Raw genomic sequence first — 20,163 nt, 5'->3', positions numbered from 1 at the left:
TTTAGCTTTGTGCTCATGGAAGTTTTATTGATAGCACTTGTGGGGATTGCGGGAATAGCATTGCTAACCACCTATATAGGACAACGTTGGAAATCGAAAAACAACAAGGATGTGGAAAGTGAAATTTCTGCAGAGCCAATTGAGGAGTGTTGCGGTGCTCACGAGGTTTGTGAAACCGATTTGATTAATAAAATGTCTGAGGAAATTATATATTATGAGGACGAAGAATTAGACGCATATAAGAGCTTTGAAGAGAATGATTTTAACGACGATCAAATTGATGAGTTTCGTGAGGTTCTTTATAGCTTAAAAGAGAATGAAATGGAAGGTTGGCTAAGAAGTTTAGAGCTTCGAAAAATAGAGTTGCCTTCCATAATAAAATCAGAAGTGGTTTTTATGCTTGTGAAAAATTGAAAGTAGTGTTGAAAGTATTACTGGATTTGCTTTTCGTAAGTTTTTGATTTTCAATGTGAATTTTATCCGTACTTTCATGTTTACCTGCTATTATTTTCCCCTGTAGGATAATACTAAAAAAGATGGCTTAGTTCATTATTAAATTCGTACCTTTGCGGCTCATAAATTTTATAGAATGAATTCATTTGAAAATCTTGGCCTTTCTGAGGCTATCCTAGGAGCTATCAAAGAGTTAGGCTTCGTAAATCCAACACCTATCCAAGAAAAGGCAATTCCAGTACTATTGGAAGGAAGATCGGATTTCGTTGGTTTGGCTCAAACTGGAACTGGGAAAACGGCGGCTTATGGTTTACCTTTGCTCGAACTAATCGAACAAGACGTAAAATTACCACAAGCTTTGATTCTATCCCCTACAAGGGAATTGGGAATCCAAATTGCAGACGATTTAAGATTATTTTCTAAAAATATTTTGAATCTTAATGTTGTAAACGTTTATGGCGGTGCCAGCATTGATGATCAAATCCGGAAATTAAGAAGAGGAGCACATGTTATTGTTGCCACTCCTGGCCGTCTACTTGATATGATTAGACGTAAAGCAGTAGATCTATCTAAAATTGAATATTTAATTCTTGATGAAGCAGATGAAATGCTTAACATGGGATTTAAAGAGGATATTGATGTAATTCTTTCTTCTACTTCTGAAGATAAGTTAACATGGTTGTTTTCTGCAACGATGCCTGCCGAAGTTCGACGAATTGCTAAAAATTACATGACAGATCCTGTTGAAGTTACAGTTGGTAAAGCGAATACTTCGAATGTGAATATTGAGCATCAGTATTATTTAATGAACAATCGTGATCGATATAATGTTCTTAAAAGAGTAGTTGACTATTACCCTAATATATTTGGAATTATTTTTTGTCGTACCCGAAAGGAAACGCAGGAAGTAGCCGAATTATTAATGAAAGACGGATATTCTGCAGACGCTCTGCATGGTGACCTTTCGCAGGTTCAGCGCGATAAAGTGATGAGAAGCTTTAAAAATAAAACTCTTCAGCTTTTAGTTGCTACTGATGTTGCTGCCCGAGGTATTGATGTTGACGATCTTACTCATGTAATTCATTACAATTTACCAGATGAGTTGGAATTTTACACGCACAGAAGTGGTCGTACAGCAAGAGCAGGTAGATCAGGTATTTCAATTGCCTTAATTACGCCGCGTGATGAGCGAAAAGTAAGAGATCTTTCCAAAAAATTAAATGTTGAATTTGCTCAGGTAAAGGTTCCTGGTGGTGAAGAAGTTTGTGAAAGACAATTGCTTCACTTTATGAATCGTATTAAGGAGGTAGATATTGAAGAGAATAATATCGAAACATATTTTGAAGCTATTAACAGCGAATTAAACGAATTAAGCAGAGAAGATATCATTAAGAAATTTGTATCTCTTGAGTTTAACCGTTTTATGGATTATTACAAAAATACTCCTGATTTGAATATGAAATCATCTACTCAAAAAAGAGCTCAAAGAGCAAGTGAGAGTAGTGATAGCAATGAAGATCGCATGTTTATTAATGTTGGAATAAAAGATGGAATTGATGTTCCTCGTTTATTGACTTTAATTCACAAGCAATGTGGTGTTAGAGGAAAGAATATTGGTCGAGTAGATTTGAAAGGTGTATTCTCTTTCTTTGATGTGGAAAAAGAGTTTACTAACGATATTGTAAAAGGTTTTGCTGGAGCAGTTGTAGGTGGTAGAAGCATCCGTATTGAAGTGTCCGGAGATCGCCCAACGAGTGGAGGTGGCGATAGTCATAGAAAAGGCAGACCAAGAGGTGAGAGATCTGACAGATCTGGTTCTGACAGAGGTCGTGGAGGATCTGATCGCGGAGGAAACAAAAAAGAATCTTTCAGAGATAGAAAAAGGAAAACAAGTGATAGTCCGAGATATTCGGAAAGAAAGAAAAGGGAAGCGTAAGCTTCCTTTTTTTTTGCTGTTGATTTTAGGTAAGAGTTTTTAAATATGAATATTTATTAAAACATATAATCTTAAGTTTTAAATAAAAAGGCATTTTTTTGATCAAATATGTATTTTATATTCTGTTAATTTTATTTAATTTTATTCAAATTGCACTGTTTTACACAATGTATTATCTGAAATAGAGCCAATGCAACCAAAAAGTTTCTAACCGAAAAAGGCATCTCGGTTAGTAAGTTTCAGCAAAATATTTTGGAGATTAAATCCAATATCAACAAATGCTGCAGATGAAGGAAGAGCTTTAAAATAGAAGAGTACAATTTGAATTAGTAATTAAATAATCACTTAAATATATTTTAAAAATGGATATGGATGTTGTATTTAGTAAATCAGACCAACTTTGGACAATGGGAATAGAATATGCTCCTAAATTACTGTTAGCCATAGCAACTTTAGTAATTGGGCTATGGATTATTAAGGTAATTGTAAAAGGAACTGCTAAGGTGATGGATAAGAGGGGTGTAGATGCCAATTTGAAGCCTTTTGTTGTAAGTTTATTTGGGATTCTGCTAAAAGTTATGCTGTTTATTACTGTTGTGGGAATGGTTGGTGTTCAGATGACCTCATTTATTGCCATTTTAGGAGCCGCAGGTTTAGCCGTTGGTATGGCTTTATCAGGAACCTTGCAGAATTTTGCAGGAGGAATAATGATTTTAATTTTTAAGCCTTTTAAAGTTGGTGATGTATTAGAAGCTCAGGGGTACGCTGGAGTTGTTCAGGAAATTCAACTTTTTAATACAATAATGCTTTCTTTTGATAATAAAACCATTATTATTCCAAACGGAGGTTTGGCAACAGGTTCTATGATAAATTATTCAACACAACCTACACGTAGAGTTGACATGAAATTTGGAATTGGTTACTCTGATGATATTGATAAAGCAAAACAGATTCTGAATGAACTGCTGGCTAATCATGACTGTGTACTTAAGGATCCTGCGCATTTTATAGCGGTTTCTGAGTTGGGAGACAGTTCTGTTAACTTTACTGTAAGAGCATGGGTAAATGCGGCTGATTACTGGACAGTTTTCTTCTATATGCAAGAAACCGTAAAGAAAGAATTTGATAAGAACAATATCGGAATCCCTTTCCCACAACGCGATGTTCATGTTTATAACCATTAATAAACTAAGAATGTACTACAAGGGAGGCGAAAGTCTCCCTTTTTTATGAGCTCATTTGAGATAAGTACGGAATGATTCAATTTCAAGCAAGGTATTTTCTATTTTTGTTTGGTAAACTTTAAAGATATTATGATGAAACTTACCAAAGGAAAAATAATTATTGGTTCAATTGCCATTGTGCTGTTTTTTATCTTTCTAATGCTGTCTGCAATTGTTAGATATTGGGTGAATAAGAATTCGGAAGAACGGATTGGTCGTAAGATTGAAATTTCAGAACTTCATTTTAACTATGCCAAGGTTTCGGCAAGAGTAAAGGGATTTAAATTATATGAATTGGATGGAAACAGCAGTTTTGTTTCTTTCGAAGAGTTGTATGTGAATATCAACCCATGGAAATTATTGTCTGGAGAATATTCTGTCAGTGAAATTTATTTGGATGGATTGAATGCATCAGTAATAAAGAATTTAGAAGGATTCAATTTTAATGATCTGATAAAAGAAGATAATTCGCAAGCTATTGATAGTACTAATTTAAAAGAGGACAAGGAGCTTGTGAAGTTTGAAATTCGTAATATTAAAATTAAAAACGGGCATGTTAATTACCTTGATCATGAAAAAGACAACAATATTGATCTTAAGGATATTAATATTGAATTGCCCTTAATCGCATGGAATAATGACAAATCGGAGATGGGTGTTAATTTTTCAATGGGACAAACAGGCGAAGTGCATATTAATGCTGATGTAGATCATTCTATTCAGCGATACACTATTAATTTGGGCGTAAGATCACTTGATATCAGTCCTTTTGTTGTTTATTTAAAGGATTATATGCTGGTCTCGGAATTAGAGGGGTATCTTGATACACATCTAACTATTGATGGCAGCATGAACGATTTTATGGATGTCTGTGTTAAAGGGAATACGACATTAAATGATTTCTCGGTAAGTGATGCAGACGGAAAACCGTTTATTGCAGCAAAATCTACTAAAGTTAATTTGGATTCTCTTCACATTGGATCATCCTATTACAAAATAGGAGCTGTCGATATTGATTCTATGGTAATGAATGCTTCTTTGTATCCTGAGATCAGTAATTTTGAAAAGATTTTTCAGCCTGTATTGGTCTCTGATTCAACTTCTGAGGATACCTTGGATAAAGAAGAATTAGAATCTGTTTTATTTTATCGGATTGACACTATTTCTCTTAGCAAAGGAGTCGTGAGATTTACAGATCATACACTAAATCGAAAATTTGTTTACGATTTGAATGATATCCAAATTAATATAGGAACAGTTAATCCTGAAAATTTAAAAATCCCAGTAACTTATTCAATGAATTTAAATGGAGGAGGGAAATCTTCGGGCTCTGCTTTTTTTAGTTTAAAAGACGTAACTCAATTTAATATGCGGGGAAAAGTTGAAAAGCTTGATTTGATGAGCTTTTCACCATATACGGAGTTTTATATTGCCAGACCAATTACCCAAGGAGAGCTAACTTATGATTGTAGTTTGGAAATGACTTCTGTATCGCTAAAAAATATGAATAAAATAAATGTGTCGGAATTTGATTTCGGGAATAAGACCAAAGATTCAAATGCAATAAAGGCTCCGGTACGTTTAGCGTTGTATCTATTAAAAGATCAGAATGATCAGATTAAATTTGACTTGCCTGTTTTTGGTAATCCAAAAGATCCGGAGTTTGGAATAGGGAAAATTATATGGAAGACATTTATGAATTTTTTGGTGAAAACGGCCAGTAAACCTTTTGGGTTATTGGGTAATTTAGTTGGATCAAATCCTGAGAGTATTGAAAAAATACCGTTCCATTTTTCACAGGATAGTTTGGATGCTGCACAAATAAATACATTGGAAACAATTACAGACATACTGAAGAAAAAACCGGATTTGAAATTTTCATTTTCTCAGGAAACAAATATTGTTGAAGAAAAGATTTTACTTGCAGTAAGAGAATGTGCGAATCGTTTTTTTCAATCAACAGCTATGGAGGAGAGGATTATCCCGAATCTTCAATTAATGGAATGGGCAAATAGCAGTCCGGAATTTAGAACCTATATTTTTAATCAGGATAAGTCGAATGCGGAACAATCAATTCAAGACAATTGTGCTGCTATAATTGGAGAACAAGAGATAAGTATTTTATTCGATAAACTATATGATAAAAGAAACAATATGGTTTCAAATTATCTGATTAACAGTTTGTTGGTGAATATCAAAGCATTCGAAATGAAAAAGGCTGATTTAAGAAATTTGTCAGAAGAACAACGTACTCCAAATTTTCGAATTGAGGTATCGTTACAATAAAATTTAATGCGGATGATTATCCTGATGCATAGTATCTTGTAAAACTAGGTGTTTTTTTATATGTTTGTTAAATCATGAATGAAGAAATAAATTTATATTTTATAACGAAGTGGAAGTCTCAATTTAAAAAGGGACTTCTCGAATATATTATTTTGCTATTGTTGCGGTCTAGACCATGTTATGGATACGAGCTAATTAGTGAGATGAATCAATTTACATCACTCGAAATTGCTGAGGGTACTATTTATCCCTTATTGAATCGATTGAAGAAAGAAAAATTGGTCACCTCTGAATGGGCCGAAATGGATACAGGTATTCCACGAAAGTATTATAAACTTACCGAAGAGGGAACTGCTCATCTAATGGTGATGAGAGAATATGTTGATGCTTTAAACCTTTCGATTGAGAGGATCAAAGAAAGTGTTTAAATAACCAGAGAAATCATATAACTAGTAGGTGATGAAGAAGTATATTTTGTCCTTGGATCAAGGAACCTCAGTGTCGAAAGCAATAATATTTAATAAGGATGGAGAAATTGTTTCTTTGGTTCAAAAAGAATATGAACAATACTATCCTAAGCCTGGTTGGATTGAACAAGATGCCAAAGAGATTTGGTATTCTCAGGCATCAGTTGCAGAAGAAGTTTTGGAAAAAGCAGGCCTAACCGGAGCAGATATTGCGGGTATCGGTATTACGAATCAAAGGGAAACTACTATTATTTGGGATCGGGAAACTGGTCAGCCTATTTACAATGCAATTGTTTGGCAGGATAAGCGTACTTCTCATATTTGTGATGAATTAAAAAAACAAGGTTATGCTTCTTTGATAAAAGCAAAGACGGGCTTAATTCTTGATGCTTTCTTTTCCGCAACAAAAATAAACTGGCTTCTTGATAATGTTGAAGGAGCAAGAGAAAAAGCAGAAAGAGGTGAACTTGCTTTTGGTACTGTTGATAGTTGGTTAATTTGGAAGCTTACCAAGGGAGAGAAGCATGTTACAGATGTGTCTAACGCAAGTCGCACAATGCTTTATAATATTCATAAATTGGAATGGGATCAGGAGATTTTGGATATCATGAATATTCCCGCATCACTACTGCCAAAAGTATGCTCATCCAGTGAAGTGTACGGAAGTACAAAAAGATCGATGTTTGGGACTGATATACCAATCTCCGGAATTTGCGGGGATCAGCAGGCGGCTTTGTTTGGGCAGGTTTGCTTTGAGAAGGGAATGGTGAAAAACACTTACAATACGGGTTGTTTTATTTTAATGAATACCGGAGATCAGCCGGTTGAATCGAAAAACGATTTAATTACTACAATAGCTTGGAGTATTGGAGACAAGGTTACTTATGCACTTGAAGGCAGTGTATTTATTGGTGGTGCGGTTGTTCAGTGGCTTCGAGATGGTTTGGGGTTAATTCATTCCACCGAGGAAATTGAAACTCTTGCTCTTACCGAAAAGGATAATGGTGGGGTGTATATTGTACCTGCTTTTACTGGATTAGGAGCACCTTATTGGGATCAATATGCCAGAGGAACATTTTGGGGATTGAATATGGGAACTAGTATTGGTCATATTGCCAGGGCTTCATTAGAATCAATTGCTCACAGATCATCAGATGTATTGCAAGCAATGGAAGCGGATTCGGGAATGAAATTTAAACAACTTAGAGCTGGAGGGACTATGGTGAATAATACCTTACTTCAATATCAGGCTGATTTTTACGATATTCCTGTAGTTCAACCTAAAATTAAGGAGATTGCAGCATTGGGAGCAGCCTATCTGGCAGGATTGGGAGTTGGCTTCTGGAAAGATACAGATGAAATTAGAGAGCATTGGAAGATAGCAAAGGAATTTAATGTTTTGATGAAAAAGGAAACTGTTGCTCACCATAAAAAATATTGGGACAAGGCAGTAAACCGTTCCTTAAATTGGATCGATTCTGACGAATAAAAAATTTTATTTTTTATAAAGAAAGCCGTACTTAAATAAGTGTGGCTTTCTTGTTTTTTAGGAGTTTGTTTTGTTTTCTTTTAAGAAATTCAATACTTATTTATAATGGTAATCTTTTGGTAGTTAATGTATTGATGGCTTAGTATGTAGTTTAGATTAAATAAAAATTAATGATTATAATACTACATACCTTGCAAAGCTAAGTATTTTATTTAGCTTTGTAAAGAAGGATTTATTAAAGGCTTTAGAAATATCTAATATCTTGATAATAATCCGCAGGAAGTAGCACTTCCAATTTTTTTCACAAGAAACATAGTTATACTATGTACTGTGTATACAGATTTAATTTTTAAATGAAAATTATTTAGCAATGGAAGATCAGAGATTTAATTTAGAAGTAGGCGATCGCCTTTACGACTTTTTCCTCGACATTTTGGCGCTGCAAAAAAACAACTGTGTTCGTGATGAGGAAAATGTTTATGGAAGTATTTGGGAGTTTTGGGAAAAAGAACTTTAATAGCTCAAATTATAAATGAACTATTTATTGAACTGTTATGGAAAGAGATAGGATGATTAGAGAAATTGAGAAATTGGATCAGAAGTGGGATGTTATCATCGTAGGTGGTGGTGCTTCAGGCTTAGGTGCAGCTATTGAATCAGCTACACGAGGATATAAAACCTTGCTTTTGGAACAAGATGATTTCGCTAAAGGAACATCGAGCAGGAGTACCAAGTTGGTACACGGAGGAGTTCGTTACCTGGCACAAGGAAATATTTCTCTTGTATTGGAAGCGCTTCGGGAGAGAGGTTTAATGAAACAAAATGCTCCGCATCTAGTGAAAGATCAATCATTTATTATTCCTAACTATACTTGGTGGGGAACTCCATACTACACATTGGGACTTACCATGTATGATTTAATGGCAGGGAAATTAAGTTATGGTCGTTCTTTGCCTTTTTCAAAAAAACGTACGTTAAAATATATTCCAACCTTACAAGAGAAAAATCTTTGTGGTGGTGTTGTTTATCATGATGGTCAGTTTGATGATGCTCGATTAGCGATTAACTTGTGTCAAACATTTGTAGAAAATGGCGGCGTTGCTGTAAACTACATGAAGGTAGATGGATTAAAGAAATCCAATGGGAAAGTAAATGCTGTATTGGTAACAGATATGGAAAGTGGTTCCAGATACACATTAAAAGCGAAGGTTATTTTAAATGCGACAGGTGTATTCGTTGATGAAATCATCAAAATGGATGAGCCAAAAGCAAGAGATATAGTAAAGGTTAGTCAAGGAGTTCATTTAGTATTGGATAAAGAATTTGTGCCAGGAGATTATGCAATTATGATTCCAAAAACATCAGATGGGCGTGTATTGTTTGCAGTACCTTGGCATGGCAAGGTTGTAGTTGGTACAACTGACGTACAAAAGGATTCGGCGGAACTTGAACCAAGAGCTTTGGAAGAAGAGATTAATTTTATTTTAGAAACAGCAGGAAGATTCTTAACAAAACCGCCAAAAAGATCTGATGTAAGAAGTGTATTTGCAGGCTTAAGACCCTTAGCTGCACCAAGTGGTGAAGGCAAAAAAACCAAAGAGATTTCGAGAGGGCACAAAATTGTAGTTTCAAAATCAGGAATGGTTACAATTACCGGAGGTAAATGGACTACTTACCGCCAAATGGCAGAGGATGTTATTGATACTGTTGCAAAAACAGGTAAGCTTCCGGAAAAGAAATCGATTACGCGTAATTTGAAAATTCATGGCTATAAGAATGGTGTAGATTTGAAAAACCCAATGTATTTCTATGGTGCCGACGAGGAAAAGATATTAAATCTGGCCAAAAACGAAGATGGATTGGGAGAATATTTAAGTAAAAAATTGCAGGTGATTAATGCTCAGGTGATTTGGGGAGCAAGAAACGAGATGGCCAGAACGGTTGAAGATATATTATCCCGTAGAACAAGATGTTTGCTCTTGGATGCAAAAGAGAGTATAGCAATGGCTCCTAAAGTTGCTGAATTGTTGGCCAAAGAATTAGGATACGATAAACAATGGGAAGAAAATCAAATTAAAGAGTATAGTGAGTTAGCATCTCGATATATATTACAATAGTTAGTAATTGAGGAAGTTGATTTGCGATGAGAAGTTGGTAGTACTTCGGGAATTTAAAATGTACTGCTATAAATTGTTAGTTATAATAATATTAATCAGTTAGTTTTTGGCACAAAATTAACTCAGCGCAAATCCACTTACATTTTACACCAGGAAGAAAGGTGGTTATTTTGTCACCTTTCTTCCATCCTCTAAAAAGAAAAATTTACAGAGCTATTGATATGTTGATAAAGGAAAGTCTTAAGTGAGATTTTTTTTACAATATCGTTGCAATCGATTACATAAATTGAAATATAATGATAAAATGAAGAAGTGGATAAAATATTTGTTGTGCCCTACTATTTTGATTAGCAGTATTGTCGTTGGATTTTTTTGTTTTGAATGAATAACGCAATCGATTTAATTTAAATAATAAATGAACTAAATACAATATTTTAATTGAAATGAAAATCCGTATTTCATTCTATGCGATCTTTTAAACAATACGAACAGATATAAATCTATAACAACTGGATTGTTACCTATCGATAAGCTTACTATTAAATTGATAATTAAATAACACAATAACCCAAAATTAGAATTAATATGAAAGACAAGTTTATTTTAGCACTCGACCAAGGAACAACAAGTTCTCGTGCTATCGTTTTCAACAAGAAAGGCGAAATGATTAGTACTGCGCAAAAAGAGTTTACACAAATTTTTCCTCAGCCAGGATGGGTGGAACATGATGCAAACGAAATTTGGTTTACTCAGGCAGGTGTAGCAGCAGAAGCAATTACTCATGCGGGTGTTGATGGTAAAAGTATTGCCAGTATTGGTATTACTAACCAGAGAGAGACAACAGTGGTTTGGGATCGTGAAACCAGTGAGCCAATTTATAACGCAATTGTTTGGCAGGATAGAAGAACTTCAAAATATTGTGATGAATTAAGAGCTGCCGGACATGCTGATATGATTCAGGATAAAACAGGATTGATTATTGACTCGTATTTCTCAGGAACGAAAGTGAAATGGATTCTTGACAATGTTGAAGGTGCCCGGGAGAAAGCAGAAGCTGGTAAGTTGGCATTTGGTACTATTGATAGCTGGTTGATTTGGCAACTGACAAAAGGTAAAGTTCATGTAACTGATGTAAGTAATGCAAGTAGAACCCTACTATATAATATTAATACTCTTGAGTGGGATACTGAAATGTTAGAGCTTTTAACTGTTCCTGCAAGTATGTTGCCGGAAGTTAAATCTTCTTCTGAAGTATATGGATATACAACTTCTACATTATTTGCTCATAAAGTACCTATCGCAGGTATCGCTGGTGACCAGCAGGCTGCAACTTTCGGACAAATGTGTATAGAGCCAGGTTCTGTTAAGAATACTTATGGTACAGGTTGTTTCATGCTTTGTAATACAGGAAATAAGCCGGTAAAATCTAAAAATAACTTGCTTACAACTATTGGATGGCAAATTAATGGAGAAACTACATACTGTCTGGAAGGAAGTATCTTCATGGGAGGTGCAATTGTACAGTGGTTACGTGATGGATTAGGTATTATTAAATCATCTGCAGATGTTGAAGCATTGGCTACTTCAGTGAAAGATAATGGTGGTGTATTTATGGTTCCTGCTCTCACAGGCTTAGGAGCTCCACATTGGGATCAGTATGCCAGAGGAACAATTGTAGGTCTTACAAGAGGTTCAACCGCTGCTCATATTGCAAGAGCTGCTTTGGAAGGAATTGCTTTTCAGGTAATGGATGTTTTGAAGTCGATGGAAGCTGATGCTGGAATCGAAATTAGAGAATTACGTGTGGATGGTGGTGCAGCAATTAACAACTTGTTAATGCAATTCCAGTCGGATGTACTTGATGCACCGGTTTATCGTCCTAAGACTCTTGAAACAACTGCTTTGGGTGCAGCTTACTTAGCTGGTTTAGCAGTAGGATATTGGGATGGTATAGATGATATTAAAAATCAATGGCAGATGGATCGGAAATTCGAACCAACAATGGCTAAAGACGAATCTAAAAGACTTATTTCCGGTTGGAATAAAGCTTTAGGACGTTCTAAGAATTGGGATATCGAAGAGTAAGCTTAAACAAAAACTATTTGAATTAATACCAGATTTGTGATGGATAGATTGGAGGAAAAGAAACAATCTGGTATTTTCTTTTTTTTAATAACAAAACCTGTTTAATATTTTATATTATGAATGAATTTATTGCAGAATTTTTAGGAACAATGCTGCTAATTTTACTAGGTAATGGTGTCGTAGCGAATGTGGTATTGAATAAAACAAAAGGGAATAATAGTGGTTGGATTGTGATCACACTTGGTTGGGGATTAGCTGTATTTATTGGTGTAGCTGTTGCGGGTCCAGTATCTGGAGCACATATTAATCCTGCAGTTACTATTGGTCTTGCTGTTGCCGGAATGTTTGCATGGTCGAAGGTTGCTCTTTATATTGCAGCTCAAATGTTAGGTGCAGCTGTAGGAGCATTCCTTGTATGGCTGATGTATCGTGATTACTTTAATGCTACAGAGGATGGTGGAGCGAAATTAGCTTGTTTCTCTACTGGTCCGGCAATCAGAAACCTTACCAGCAATGCAATTAGCGAAATAATAGGAACGTTTGTGTTGGTATTTGTAATCTTTTATTTAGCAGGTCCATCGTTGCAAGCTTCAGGAATAGAAGGTGCTAAAATTGGATTGGGAACTTTAGGTGCTTTACCTGTTGCTCTGTTGGTTGTTGCTATAGGTCTTTCACTTGGAGGAACTACAGGATATGCAATTAATCCGGCAAGAGATTTGGGTCCAAGAATTATGCACGCAATTCTTCCAATGGATAACAAAGGAACAAGTGATTGGGGATATTCTTTGATACCAATTGTAGCACCAGTATTAGGAGCTGTAATTGCTGCAGTACTTTTCATGTCTTTATAATAAAATTAACCACTACAAAAATTAACCAATCTAATGAGATTTGAAATACATGGCTATCCAAATCTCATCAGAATCTAATTTAAATTAAGATGAAAAAAATTACATTCAAGCTATCAGTACTATTAGTTCTGGTGATAATAATAGCTTCAAACCTTACTGTTAGCGCACAAGGTAAAGTAACAGTCAGCCCATCGGTAACTACCCGTCACTACTGGAGAGGGATCATGGTAAGTAATTCTGCGAACTATGAAATGGATCTTGTTTATACCAACAATAACTTCACATTTGGAGCTTGGGGAGGATATGCATTCGATAATACTTATTCAGAGTTCGATTTTCATGTAGGATACAAATTTAGTGATCATTTCAATATTGATGTTTGGGATTTATTCGCAAGCAGAGATAGAACTTCTATCGACGATTACAACTATCTTGATTTAGATAAAAGTACAACCAATCACTTGATTGATGCGAGTTTCAATTTTTACGTTACTGAGCAATTTCCTTTAAGTGTTAGTGTGGCTACAATGCTTTATGGTCGCGATTTAGATGCTGACGGAGATCAGAACTACTCAACTTATGTAGAGTTTGGTTACCCTGTTAAAATTGGTGGTGAGACTGTTTCTTTATTTGCTGGTCTTAATCCTTTTGCAAATCAGGTTTACGGAGAGAGTTTTGGTTTTGTAAATATTGGAGCGACTGCTACAAGAAAAGTGAAAATTACTGAGAATTTTTCTTTGAATACATGGGCTAAGATCGGTATTAACCCACAGGCAGAAACTGCAAATCTTATTTTAGGTATCGGTTTCTAAATTGGAACTAATTGTCAGAATATATTCTGATTTAATATAGGTTCATAAATTAATTAACGATCAACATTAAAATCCCGCATCCTTTTGGAATGCGGGATTTTTTTTGTTACCAAACAATCTCTTTGTACTCAACAGTTTCGCAGTTGATATTTGATCCATCAGCGACTGAAGAATCTTCAAATTCATAACCAAATACGCCTAGCCAATAAGTTTTTCCAGCGGTTAATTGAATATTATATGCCCAGTTTTTTGAGTTTTGATTAAACTTATATTCTGTTGCAGATATTCGATCAGAAATGTAATAAGACAATCCATCTTTCTCTGTCATCAATTTTACAACATAAGTATCAGCATGATTCAATTCATTCCACTTAATTTCGAAAATATGGCCTTCTTTAGTATAGGTAAAATCAGTAATAAGCATAGGGTCAATTCTCGAATCTAAAAGTTTATCCTGAGTTTGGATTGTTTCTTGTTTTGTTGAGGTTAATTTAAATTGATAAATACCATTGGTTACATCATCAGTTGAATAATCAGCAACTTTAGGAAGTAATCTAAATACTCTTTTATCAGTAGAATAATCACTTAAATTGTAATCCGGAACTTCTGTTGCAGGACTTTTAACCGATGTTAAGGATAAATTTTCATTCGAGTAAGAATAAAATACTGGAGCATACTGGGTTTCATCACCAACTTTAATGCAACGTACAAATACATCGCCAATCCCATTAAATTGAACATCTTGAATATCGTTTGTGTCACAAGCAGACAGTAATGATATGGATATTAATAGTAGAAGGCTAATTTTTAACTTTTTCATTTTTTGATAAATATTAAATTAATATTTCTGTTGACTTATCTTTTTGATGAGTAAAAATGAAATTGGTTGCTTTAGGAGGTGTTATTTTTTACATTTATTTTTGAAAATCTAAGGAATAGAGATGAGGATGAAATATTTAAAAAAAGCGTAAATTTAACGCAACCCATTTGTAATTACTGCAACTAACAGATAAATCTGTTTTGCGCTAAACCACGAAAGAAGTTGGAAAACCATCAGTTGGATCAAATCATAAAGGATTGCATCAAGGGAAAATCGAAAGCTCAAGAATTTCTCTATGTAGAATTTGCCTCTAAAATGTTAGGGGTGAGTTTGCACTATTCGAAAGATTTGGCCGAGGCTGAAGATACTTTGCAGGATGGGTTCATTAAAATTTTCCAGAATATTAAGTCTTATCAGTTTAAAGGATCATTTGAAGGGTGGATGAGGAGAATAATAGTGAATACAGCACTCGAAAAATTTCGAAAAGCAAAGAAAATTCAAATTGTAGAGGAGTTTATTGAAATTGAAGATAATGGAGATGAAAACTATTCAGAATCGGATATTTCTATAGATGTTTTACTTAAAATGGTGCATGAATTACCCGATAGGTACCGAATGGTATTTAGTTTATATGTTTTGGATGGATATCCACACAACGAAATTGCTGAAGTGATGAATATCTCAGTTGGAACGTCAAAATCTAATTTGGCTCGGGGAAGAGCTATTTTAAAGCAAAAAGTAAGTGATTATTTACGTGTGAAAGAGAATAATTTGAAAGTATGCTAAAGGACAATAAACATATGGATAGTCTTTTTGCTGATGGATTAAAAAATCTGTCTGTTCCTCCGAACCCTAAAGTGTGGGAAGGAATAAATAACCAATTGATGGCTGCAAAGAAGAAGAGATTGTTTGCTGTTTATATATGGACAGGTGTTGCTGCATCGATTCTTTTGCTTTTGGCTATAGGCAATCACTATTTTAGTGGACAGCCAAATTACAATATGCAATTAAATACTCTTTCTGAAAATAGTACATCATTTCAAAATGATTCTGAGCAAAACTTCGATCAGCAAATAGATTCCAAAACGAATAGTTCACCAAAAAAAGAGTTAACCAACAATGCGAATACTTCAGATGAATTGTATGTATCTAAAAATAAGCAAGAGGAAATAATGATTACAGATAAAGCATCTCATAAACCGAATTTAGAGGATGCGAACTCACAGGAAATATTTAGCAATGGAAATACAAGCAGTCAACTTAGTAAGTTTCCAGATTTTAATGGTACGGAAATTAAAACATCGAACTTAAATACCGAATTTCTATCAAACGAAAAAGATTTGGCCTTTTTAGATAATGAATTTGTGAATGTTCTGCAGAATCGCAAATTGGAGGAAAAGATTTCGAATTTTAAGCACGATCTTCCCACTCAATTGATGCCAAATACGAGTCAGTTAAATAAGACACCGGACTATGCGTTTATAGCGGATGAAATACAAATTCAGAAAAATATACTTACAATTGAGCAATTGGGGCAGGATAAAAACAAAGAAAATAGATGGTCGATTATAGGCCAGATATCTTCCAGCTATTCTTCTTATTCGGGCAATAGCAAAGGCAATAATATTGAATCTGGTATTTGGAGTGTAGGAGGAGGTGCGAAAGTGAATTTTGCTATGAATGATAAGTTGGCTTTTCAGACAGGAATTGTATACAACCGTTTTGGACAAGATTTGACTGGTGGAGGTCGTGATTTACTTTATGCAGATGCGAATCCGATTCCAGCAGATAAAACGATGAGTGATGAAGTTTCCTATCCATCCGTAACTTCTGCGGGTTCAATTAGGTTAAGTGGTGGAAGCAATCTGCCAATGGCGGATCCTTCCCACGTTGAATATACAGGTTCTTATTCTAATTCGTATTCGTCATCAGCAGATTTAATTCAAAGTTTTAAAGCAATAGAAGTTCCTTTTTTGATGCGTTACAATTTGATTCAAAAACAGTTTGGAGTGTTCGTTTCCGGAGGGATAAGTGCCAACATGATTGTTGGAAACGGTGTGTACGATCAATCCAATGGAGGAAATAAGAAGATAGGGGAAATTGAAGGAATTCGCGCAACTAATTTTAGTTCTCAATTTAGCTTTGGATTGGAATACAGGCTGAATTCAAAACTTCAAATTGGATTGGAACCTTCTTTTAAATATTATCTGAACTCGATTAACACAAGTAGCCAGTATGATTACAAGCCATATTCAATTGGCATCTTCACTGGTATTCGTTATGATTTTTAAAGATAAATGCTGTTGTGGTGTAAACCAGAAGGATGTAACACGATTCGAAAAAGGACTTTACACATTTTTGCAAAAGGTGAAATCGATGCGTCCGCATATTTTCTAGTTTTAAAGCTAAGCCAGTGAAAATTGTCAGAGAATTAGCTTGTTTCGTTCGTTAGTATGACTACCTTTGTAGTACTGCATTTGGTCGTTTCGTTAGGATTGGCCAATCTTTTTAATGGAACCGGATCGTGGCGGGCATCGCTGCTTTTACTGCGAATCATCTGAATTCGTCCTTTCTTTTTACCTTACTCTATCCTTGTTCGGATATTTTTCTTTAACTTGTTGTGGGAGGCATTATTATAGAAATATTTTTTGCTTTCATTTCTTAGGATCTGGTGAAAAAAATCATAAGAAAAGGAACTGACTTCTTGTTAATCAGTAATACCGATTGTATAAATTAGTTGGTTATCCTTCGCCTTACTCAGAATAGCTATCTATTTATTTCATCGGCATTAAATCGGGTTTTTTACTCTCGCCATGGCTCACTAATGATTCAAAATGGTATAATACAAAGAAATTATGAAAGCAAATAAATATGCACTGATAACAGGAGCAAGTAAAGGATTAGGTAAAGCATTTGCTTTAAATTTAGCTTCGAGAGGAATGAATGTGCTTTTAGTTGCTTTGCACGGGGAGGGGTTGCCTGAACTGAGTGCCCATGTAAAGAACCAATTTGGGGTTGAGGTTGATTATCTTGAGATTAACTTGAGAGACGCTTCTGCTGTTCATGAAATTGCCGATTGGTCAAATAAAGTGGATGTAAGCATACTTATTAACAATGCGGGTATAGGAGGAGCAAAACCATTTGAATTGGCTGGTGTTGAGTATTTGGATGCTATGATTTCGATTAATATTAGAAGCCTGACCTTACTAACCTATTTGTTATTGCCAAATTTAAAACGACAGACTAAATCATATATTCTTAATGTTGCCAGTATGGCTTCGTTTAGCCCTATCGCATTTAAAACCGTGTATCCGGCATCTAAGTCTTTTGTTTACAGTTTTTCGTGCTGTTTGAAAGAGGAATTGAAGAATACCAATATTTCGGTTAGTGTTTTACATCCAGGTCCTATGAAAACAAATTCAGAGGTAAGTAAACGAATTGAATCGCAATCTTATTTGGCCAAACTAGGAGTTCAGTCTCCCAAAGAAGTTGCTGAAATTGCCATTCGTAACTTGATAGGAGGGAAAACGATGATCATTCCTGGTTACATGAACAAGTTCAATTGGTTGTTGATGAAAATAATTCCCGCAAGAATTGGAGTTCCAATAATTTCGAACATTGTAAAACGGGAGATTGTTACACAATTGAAATAATTGATTAGTTTAGAGAAAACTTATTTTTATATTGATTGTGATGTTACAAACATATTTTGACAAGAGCGAGATTATTGTCGTGCTGTTGTATGTTGTGCTGGGATTATCTCTTAATTCCTATCTTTTAACTTTCGCAAAACCATTTCGTTTTTTGCTGACAAAATACTCCGGCGAAACTGCAGCCAGACGGAGCGTTTATCTGCAACGAATTATGGGTATGTTTTTCTATGGCATTGTGCCGATTGTGATAGTGCTGATGTTGCTGCAGGGCAATTTTCGCGATTATGGTACTGTACTTGCCGATCCGTTGGAAACATTGTTGTGGGGAATTCTGTTTGCGGCGATTATCATTCCGCTAACACTCTACAATGCTAAATCATCTTCTAATCTGGCTGTCTATCCGCAAATCCGTTCAAAAAAGTGGACGTTGAGCACCTTGCTTCTTAGCGGTTTAACATGGGCTGGATATCTGCTTTGCTATGAGTTTTTATTTAGAGGGTTCTTACTTTTTGCCTGTCTGCGGGAATTTGGTACAGTGCCTTCAATTGCAGTTAATATGTTGATTTATTCCATCGCACATATTCCTAAGGGAAAATTAGAAACACTTGGAGCCATTCCTTTGGGCTTGCTTCTTTGTGTTGTTACCATTGTAACAGGATCGATTTGGTTTGCTTTCCTGGCGCATGTAATTATGGCGCTAAGCAATGAGTGGATCTCATTGTATCACAATAAGGATATAAGATTGGAGATTAAGTTTTAATAGCGATGATAAAATGAATATTCTGATTACAGGAGCTACGGGTTTTATAGGGACAAGGCTAGCCCTAAAGTTAGCAGAGCAAGGGCATCGTGTGCATGCTTTGTATCGCTCGGAAGAGAGAGCAAAAGCGATTGTACATCCAAATGTAATCTTGTTTAAAGGGGACATTACTGATTACAGATCTGTTGAAAAGGCAGTTAAATCCTGTGAAGTGATATTTCATATGGCTGCCTATGCCAAAGCTTGGGCAAAAGATGCCGCAACTTTTAACAGAGTAAATGTTCAGGGAACAGCGAATGTACTCGATGCCGCCCAAAAGGAAGGGGTTCGGAAAATAGTTTACACGTCTACGGCCGGGGTTATAGGACCATCGAATGGTGAAAGGGTTACTGAGAATACGCAACGGGAAACAGAATATTTCAGCGAATATGAAATAACGAAAGCGCTGGCAGAAGAAAAGGTGCTGGAATACATTCGCAAGGGACTTGAAATTGTTATCGTTAATCCAACCCGGGTTTACGGACCGGGGCTGCTAAGTGTAAGCAATGGGGTAACGAAAATGATTAAGCTTTATTCAGAGGGTAAATTCAGATGGATTCCGGGAAACGGGAAAAGTATTGGTAACTACGTTTATGTAGATGATGTTGTTGAGGGGCATATTCTGGCTCTTGAAGAAGGAAAGTCGGGTGAAAGATACATTTTGGGAGGTGTCAATTTCTCATACAATGATTTTTTTGAACTCCTGGCTGAAGTTTCAGGACGAAAACTTCGGATGATGAAAATGTCTCTTTCTTTAATGCTTGGTGTAGCTTATCTGTTTAGCCTGCGAACAAAGGTATTGGGAACACCACCATTAATTACTTCGGAGTGGGTGAAACGCTTTCTTTATAATTGGGAGGTTTCAAGTGTAAAAGCACAAGAGGAACTCAACTATCAAATAACGCCGCTGGATGAGGGGTTCAGAAAAACTCTTGACTGGTTGAAAAGTAATGAAGAAAACAGTTAAACTGATTTACGATGAAAACGTTCATTGCAATCTCACGAAAAGATTACTGTAAAATGCATTGTTAGAAGCAATATGAAATACAAAATTTGCAAAATGTTCTTCTTAAAATAGTTATGTGTACATAAAATATCTACCCAATAGATTCAGTTAAACCAAAGAAACAAATCAGCTTAAAAAAATAGAAACATAAAAAAACCACTAGAGT

The 20,163-nt window shown here is 35.3% G+C and carries 18 protein-coding genes; 16 read left to right on the top strand and 2 right to left on the bottom strand.

The window, feature by feature from the left end; all coding sequences use genetic code 11:
• Positions 1–15 precede the first annotated feature (15 nt).
• From QUH73_RS08140 to QUH73_RS08090, 11 genes are all read left to right on the top strand, one after another.
• Positions 16–414, top strand: coding sequence for a hypothetical protein (locus QUH73_RS08140; RefSeq protein ID WP_289529939.1), 399 nt, complete (start codon positions 16–18; stop codon positions 412–414).
• Between the two features lie 175 nt (positions 415–589).
• Entirely contained in the window at positions 590–2,389 is a 1,800-nt protein-coding gene (locus QUH73_RS08135) for a DEAD/DEAH box helicase (protein WP_289529938.1), read from the top strand.
• Positions 2,390–2,751: 362 nt separating this feature from the next.
• Positions 2,752–3,573 carry a mechanosensitive ion channel family protein gene (locus QUH73_RS08130; protein ID WP_289529937.1) on the top strand — a complete coding sequence of 274 codons (822 nt, stop codon included), beginning with the start codon at positions 2,752–2,754 and terminating at the stop codon, positions 3,571–3,573.
• A 132-nt stretch (positions 3,574–3,705) separates the two neighbouring features.
• Complete coding sequence (locus tag QUH73_RS08125) at positions 3,706–5,898, top strand: DUF748 domain-containing protein (RefSeq protein WP_289529936.1); 2,193 nt, start codon at positions 3,706–3,708, stop codon at positions 5,896–5,898.
• A 74-nt stretch (positions 5,899–5,972) separates the two neighbouring features.
• A complete protein-coding gene (locus QUH73_RS08120; RefSeq protein WP_101311822.1) occupies positions 5,973–6,326 on the top strand; it encodes a PadR family transcriptional regulator in 354 nt (117 codons plus the stop codon).
• 31 nt (positions 6,327–6,357) lie between these two features.
• Entirely contained in the window at positions 6,358–7,854 is a 1,497-nt protein-coding gene (gene glpK, locus QUH73_RS08115; RefSeq protein WP_289529935.1) for a glycerol kinase GlpK, read from the top strand.
• Between the two features lie 370 nt (positions 7,855–8,224).
• Complete coding sequence (locus tag QUH73_RS08110) at positions 8,225–8,371, top strand: hypothetical protein (RefSeq protein ID WP_289529934.1); 147 nt, start codon at positions 8,225–8,227, stop codon at positions 8,369–8,371.
• A gap of 37 nt (positions 8,372–8,408) precedes the next feature.
• Positions 8,409–9,971, top strand: a complete 1,563-nt coding sequence (locus tag QUH73_RS08105) for a glycerol-3-phosphate dehydrogenase/oxidase (protein ID WP_289529933.1) — start codon at positions 8,409–8,411, stop codon at positions 9,969–9,971.
• A gap of 585 nt (positions 9,972–10,556) precedes the next feature.
• Entirely contained in the window at positions 10,557–12,056 is a 1,500-nt protein-coding gene (gene glpK, locus QUH73_RS08100) for a glycerol kinase GlpK (protein WP_289529932.1), read from the top strand.
• 116 nt (positions 12,057–12,172) lie between these two features.
• A complete protein-coding gene (locus tag QUH73_RS08095) occupies positions 12,173–12,907 on the top strand; it encodes an MIP/aquaporin family protein (protein ID WP_289529931.1) in 735 nt (244 codons plus the stop codon).
• A gap of 89 nt (positions 12,908–12,996) precedes the next feature.
• The gene (locus tag QUH73_RS08090; RefSeq protein ID WP_289529930.1) at positions 12,997–13,719 is read left to right on the top strand and encodes a hypothetical protein; all 723 of its coding nucleotides are present in this window, start codon (positions 12,997–12,999) and stop codon (positions 13,717–13,719) included.
• A 106-nt stretch (positions 13,720–13,825) separates the two neighbouring features.
• On the opposite strand, the gene QUH73_RS08085 is transcribed toward QUH73_RS08090, so the two are convergent.
• Positions 13,826–14,539 carry a hypothetical protein gene (locus QUH73_RS08085; protein ID WP_289529929.1) on the bottom strand — a complete coding sequence of 238 codons (714 nt, stop codon included), beginning with the start codon at positions 14,537–14,539 and terminating at the stop codon, positions 13,826–13,828.
• Between the two features lie 222 nt (positions 14,540–14,761).
• Between QUH73_RS08085 and QUH73_RS08080 the strand changes: the two genes are divergently transcribed.
• Positions 14,762–15,325: an RNA polymerase sigma factor gene (locus QUH73_RS08080; protein ID WP_289529928.1), complete on the top strand. Its 564-nt coding sequence runs from the start codon at positions 14,762–14,764 to the stop codon at positions 15,323–15,325.
• Entirely contained in the window at positions 15,319–16,830 is a 1,512-nt protein-coding gene (locus QUH73_RS08075) for a hypothetical protein (protein ID WP_289529927.1), read from the top strand. The genes QUH73_RS08080 and QUH73_RS08075 overlap by 7 nt, the downstream gene beginning before the upstream one ends.
• Before the next feature lie 140 nt (positions 16,831–16,970).
• Here the strand turns inward: QUH73_RS08075 and QUH73_RS08070 are convergent, their stop codons facing one another.
• Positions 16,971–17,096 carry a hypothetical protein gene (locus QUH73_RS08070; protein WP_289529926.1) on the bottom strand — a complete coding sequence of 42 codons (126 nt, stop codon included), beginning with the start codon at positions 17,094–17,096 and terminating at the stop codon, positions 16,971–16,973.
• Positions 17,097–17,394: 298 nt separating this feature from the next.
• Between QUH73_RS08070 and QUH73_RS08065 the strand changes: the two genes are divergently transcribed.
• From QUH73_RS08065 to QUH73_RS08055, 3 genes are read left to right on the top strand one after another with little or no spacing between them, the layout of a single operon-like run.
• Complete coding sequence (locus QUH73_RS08065) at positions 17,395–18,192, top strand: SDR family NAD(P)-dependent oxidoreductase (protein WP_289529925.1); 798 nt, start codon at positions 17,395–17,397, stop codon at positions 18,190–18,192.
• A gap of 40 nt (positions 18,193–18,232) precedes the next feature.
• Complete coding sequence (locus QUH73_RS08060) at positions 18,233–18,952, top strand: CPBP family intramembrane glutamic endopeptidase (RefSeq protein WP_289529924.1); 720 nt, start codon at positions 18,233–18,235, stop codon at positions 18,950–18,952.
• A 13-nt stretch (positions 18,953–18,965) separates the two neighbouring features.
• Entirely contained in the window at positions 18,966–19,958 is a 993-nt protein-coding gene (locus tag QUH73_RS08055) for an SDR family oxidoreductase (protein ID WP_289529923.1), read from the top strand.
• Positions 19,959–20,163: the final 205 nt, after the last annotated feature.

This window comes from Labilibaculum sp. K2S (assembly GCF_030372765.1).
Taxonomy (GTDB): Bacteria; Bacteroidota; Bacteroidia; order Bacteroidales; family Marinifilaceae; genus Labilibaculum.
The sequence above is the reverse complement of the archived record's forward strand: the minus strand, read 5'-3'. Positions and strand labels throughout refer to the sequence as shown.